Genomic DNA, 4,060 nt, shown 5'->3' on the forward strand with positions numbered 1-4,060 from the left:
TTCCTCCCTCCCTCCACTCTCCCATCGATCGCACAGGATTCTCCCCCGATTCGCACGTTCCTGGTGGTAGGCTTATGGAGGAGTGAACGAGCACAAGTTACCCGCGGCGATCGGAGCCACCGAGATCCCACCGAGTGAGCAAGGCCTAATCCCGAGGCCAAGAAGCGACACCACAGAGAGAAAGGAGAGCGAGCCAATGGCGACCTTCCCGCAACCGCTGATCCACCTGGCGATGAGGCTGCCTCCCTGCCCTCACTGCAGCCGGCGGCAGGCACAGCCCGAGGTGGCTTCCCTGCCCACGCAGGCATCGGCCACCTCCCTCGTTCCTGGCCGCAGGGGGGGCGCCTCTGCCGAGCTATCCTCTCCTCCTGATGAGAAGACGTCCATTGCTCTACGAAGGGAGTACTGATATGGCCTTCTGGCGTCATCTTTTCCGCAGGCGCCGCCGAGTCCAGGCGGCCTCCGCTGCCCCCGCCGTGGTCATGACGGCAGCGGCGGTGAGCACAGCCCCCGAGTACGGGCATTCTTCGCCCTTCGCCCAGCGCCGCTATCTGGAGGACGTGCCCTCTCTCTTCCCCAAAGATCCCCTGGAAGATCAGCGGCTCAATTACCAGCACCACGCCTTGTATCGCACCCTGAGCAACCATTACCTGGCCCCGCTCGCTCCTGAGCGCACCCGCACCATCCTGGACGTGGGCACCGGCATCTGGGCCTTCCAGAGGCAGGCCCTCTTTCCCCATGCTCTCTGCTCGACTGCTTCACCGGCATCAGCCGCCAGCTCGGCTTCGAGCTGGCCGTCCTGCGCCGGTTGGGCCAGGTCCTGCCGCCAGCAAGCAGATGGACCACCTCGGTCACGCTCACCACGAGGCCCCTCGCTCCTGTGAGCACCCGCTCCTCGCCTTCCAGCTGGCCGACGGCGAATCTCCGTCAGACAGGCTGGCAGGAAGTGCCTGGGGCCGGGGCCACTGCCTGTCAACGTGCCGAGGGCGCCAGGAGCCGCTGTGGTCCAGCGAGGGCGGGGCGAGCCAGCCAGAGCCCTGCCTCTGTCTCCTCCACGCCAGGCCCCTTCCTGCTTCCTCCTCCTGTGCGGTTCCCTCCTTTCCGCCCGGTCCTCCTTTCCTTCTACTCTGCGAAGCGCTGCGCCTTCTCCCGAAACCGCCATCGATGCAGCGGAAGCTCCTCAGGGAGGGACAATCCAGCTCGTGCTCGCAGCACCTATCCCCCCTCCGCAGGAGGCATCGAGACGGCTTCCTGGAGCTCCTCGCCTTCCTGTCTCAGACTGTGGTAAGCTAGAAGTGTTTCAGCAAGACAAGAGAAAGGCGGAATCTCTCTATGGCGGAATCTCTCTCTCTGTCAGCAAAGGAGGTGCTTGCTCTCCCCAATCAGGCACTCCTGGTTTCCTTCGCTCGTCTGGCGGAAGAGTTGCTCTCGCCTCTCGGGGCGCGTTGGCTTCACGTGCAGGGGGTCGCCCGTGTTGCCCTGCGTATCAGTCCTCTCTTCGCTCCAGATGATGCCTGGCATCTGATCGCGGCGGCCTATCTGCATGACGTGGGCTACGCTCCCGCTCTCTGGCACACAGGTTTCCATCCCGTGGATGGTGCGCTGTTCCTTCGCCAGCAGGGATATGAGCGGCTGGCATGCCTGGTGGCCCATCATTCGGAGGCCCGCTTTGAAGCCCATCTGCGGGGGCTGGAGGATCTCCTCTCGCGCTTTCCGCGTGAGCGATCGGTGGTGGCTGATGCACTGACCTTCTGCGATCTGACGACCAGCCCTCTTGGCACACGGGTCTCCCTCCAGGAGCGCGCCAGAGAGGTCACCCTGCGCTACGGTCCAGATCACCTCGTCACGCAGGCCCTCCGACAGGCGCTCCCCACCAAGGCGCTGGCCATCGCTAGAACCCGGCGCTGGTTGCAACGCCACGGCTTGGACCCAGATCACCTTACCGAATGAAGGGATGTCCACAATAGTGTTGGTAATCTTTGATCCGGAGCAAACTGGAACGATGCATGGGGAGACGGTCCAGTTCACTCACAGAGAAGAAGCGCAGGTCACGCGACTCTGAGCTGATTTGAAGACTGCCGCCGATGACTCTGCAGGCAAAACACAGTGAGAATTGCTGCCGAACTTCTCCGTGGTCTAAAGCAATCACATGCCGGGGATCTGAATAGATCCCCACAAGATATTCAGGCAGCACGTCGAGGCCTGTTTCTTCCTTGACTTCTCGTAGAAGCGTCTGGGTAATGCTTTCCCCTAGCTCCATAGCTCCCCCGGGTAGAGACCAGAGGCCATCTTCCTGGCGTTGCTGCAAGAGAATCCGTCCCTCCTCGTCTTCAATGATCGCCCACGCGGCAGGAACGATCGCGTTTGCTTTGGGAGCGGCAGGATCATCATAATAATCAATACGCATTGTGCCTCCTCCTTTACGCCGAGTGGCATCCCTCTATTGCTTCTAGAGGAGTAGTTGTCTCCCACACCGCTTCAAAGTGTGCGGCAAAGTTCGCAAAGATACCTCCTGGGATAAGCGAACGAAGATGAAGCAGAGGAGCCTTCGATCCGTGCAGGCGGAAAAGTTGCGGCATAACAAACATTTCGTCGTCGAATCTAGCGTAAGAAATATAGAGGACAGTACTATGAAAACGTATCTGAATGCCATCATGGTGTAAAATATCTCGAAAGTGATACAGGGTCGTCTGAATCCTTGGAGGAAGCGTCCCGGGATACTCCTCTCCATCTCGCATCCGCAGAGCCACTGAATCAGGATGCGCGAGCGCGATTCTCACCTGGCAACCAGTTGACGCTTTCTCCTTGAGCAGCTCGACAAGGTAAGGATGCTGCTCAGGGAGAAACAAGAGAGCAATTCCCAGGAGATCAATGTGCTTCTCGGCCTTGACGAAGAGACGCCACCAGGCTTCGGGAGGAACGTCAGAGCGATGGGCATATGCGGCGAGCATTTCTGCAGTGCAGTCAGAGGACGATGAAGCGTTCCCCTTGAGTGGCCAGAGCGATTTTTCAGGTAATTGGAGCAATTCAGAGACTTTCCACCGATGTCGTGGATGAGGGAGACACCCATGTAACCAACGTCTCACCGTCTTTGGATCGACATTCACCCGCTCTGCTAGCGTTTCAACATCAAGATGTGCAGACTCCATTGCGCTCCGCAGTCGCTCATTTTCCATGACTATATCACCCTTTCACCAATCATCTGGAAGGACACAACGGACATTTCTAGCCTATCACAAAATGTCCAGATATGTCCATTCCTGAGGTTCCTAAGTCCCTGTCTTCGAGCTAGCCTATAGCTAGGCAGACGGCAGGAGGATCACTGGGAAGCGACCGTTTCTCAGAAACTGATTACCGGCGATGGTATGCCTCCTCTTGTTCCTGATGCTGAGATGCAAAGACCTGGAAAAGAGGGCAATCCCATGACCACCCTGCAGCAACCGCTGCCTTGCCCGTCCGCAGACCGACAGCTCTCTGTCCGCGCTGCCGTCGTCTAAGAAGATGCATCCAGATCGTGGAAAGGAGCATTGACATGGCCTTCTGGCGTCATCTCTTCCCGCGCCGCCGCGCCCGTGCGCGCTCCGTCTCTTCTCCCGCCGTGCCCACCGTGGTCACGTCGACAGCGGCGGTGAGCACAGCCCCCGAGCACGGGCATTCTTCGCCCTTCGCCCAGCGCCGCTATCTGGACGACGTCCCGTATCTGCTGCCCAAGGACCCACTGGAAGATCAGCGGCTCAACTATCAGCATCATGCGCTCTATCGGACCCTCAGCAACCACTACCTCGCGCCCCTCACCCCCGAGTCAATCCGTACCATCCTGGACGTAGGCACCGGCACCGGCATCTGGGCCTTCGAGATGCAGGCCCTCTTCCCTCACGCCCTCGTGGTGGGCGTCGACGTCTCCTTGCAATCCCTGCCCCAGCCGGTGCCCCCCACCTGCGTCTTTGTCCGGGCGAACGTGTTGGAGGGCTTGCCCTTTCCCGACGGCCAATTTTGTTATACCCATCAGCGGTTGCTGGTGGCCGCCATTCCCGCCCAGGCCTGGCCCGGCGTCGTCCGC

At 60.0% G+C, this 4,060-nt stretch carries 5 protein-coding genes; 3 read left to right on the forward strand and 2 right to left on the reverse strand.

The annotated features are described in order from the left end of the window. Positions 1 to 410: 410 nt before the first annotated feature. Both A4R35_RS10325 and A4R35_RS10330 read left to right on the forward strand, forming a co-directional pair. On the forward strand, positions 411 to 884 hold the full coding sequence (locus A4R35_RS10325; RefSeq protein WP_112429057.1) for a hypothetical protein: 474 nt from the start codon (positions 411 to 413) through the stop codon (positions 882 to 884). A gap of 448 nt (positions 885 to 1,332) precedes the next feature. Continuing rightward, the gene (locus A4R35_RS10330; RefSeq protein ID WP_112429059.1) at positions 1,333 to 1,950 is read left to right on the forward strand and encodes an HD domain-containing protein; all 618 of its coding nucleotides are present in this window, start codon (positions 1,333 to 1,335) and stop codon (positions 1,948 to 1,950) included. Here A4R35_RS10330 and A4R35_RS10335 read toward each other — a convergent pair. Both A4R35_RS10335 and A4R35_RS10340 read right to left on the reverse strand, forming a co-directional pair. Then, positions 1,940 to 2,407 carry an NUDIX domain-containing protein gene (locus tag A4R35_RS10335; RefSeq protein ID WP_112429061.1) on the reverse strand — a complete coding sequence of 156 codons (468 nt, stop codon included), beginning with the start codon at positions 2,405 to 2,407 and terminating at the stop codon, positions 1,940 to 1,942. The genes A4R35_RS10330 and A4R35_RS10335 overlap by 11 nt on opposite strands. Before the next feature lie 13 nt (positions 2,408 to 2,420). After that, entirely contained in the window at positions 2,421 to 3,176 is a 756-nt protein-coding gene (locus tag A4R35_RS10340; protein ID WP_146747177.1) for a helix-turn-helix domain-containing protein, read from the reverse strand. Between the two features lie 356 nt (positions 3,177 to 3,532). Between A4R35_RS10340 and A4R35_RS24275 the strand changes: the two genes are divergently transcribed. Then, the coding region (locus A4R35_RS24275; protein ID WP_189361637.1) for a class I SAM-dependent methyltransferase at positions 3,533 to 4,060 on the forward strand (528 nt) is incomplete at its 3' end.

Origin of the sequence: Thermogemmatispora tikiterensis, from assembly GCF_003268475.1 — a bacterium.
Lineage (GTDB): Bacteria > Chloroflexota > Ktedonobacteria > Ktedonobacterales > Ktedonobacteraceae > Thermogemmatispora > Thermogemmatispora tikiterensis.

Excerpts from the sequence above, each read along its gene's own strand:
- A4R35_RS10330 (WP_112429059.1), top strand. The coding sequence starts at position 1,333 with ATGGCGGAATCTCTCTCTCTGTCAGCAAAGGAGGTGCTTGCTCTCCCC.
- A4R35_RS10335 (WP_112429061.1), bottom strand. The coding sequence starts at position 2,407 with ATGCGTATTGATTATTATGATGATCCTGCCGCTCCCAAAGCAAACGCG.
- A4R35_RS10340 (WP_146747177.1), bottom strand. The coding sequence starts at position 3,176 with ATGGAAAATGAGCGACTGCGGAGCGCAATGGAGTCTGCACATCTTGAT.
- A4R35_RS10325 (WP_112429057.1), top strand. The coding sequence starts at position 411 with ATGGCCTTCTGGCGTCATCTTTTCCGCAGGCGCCGCCGAGTCCAGGCG.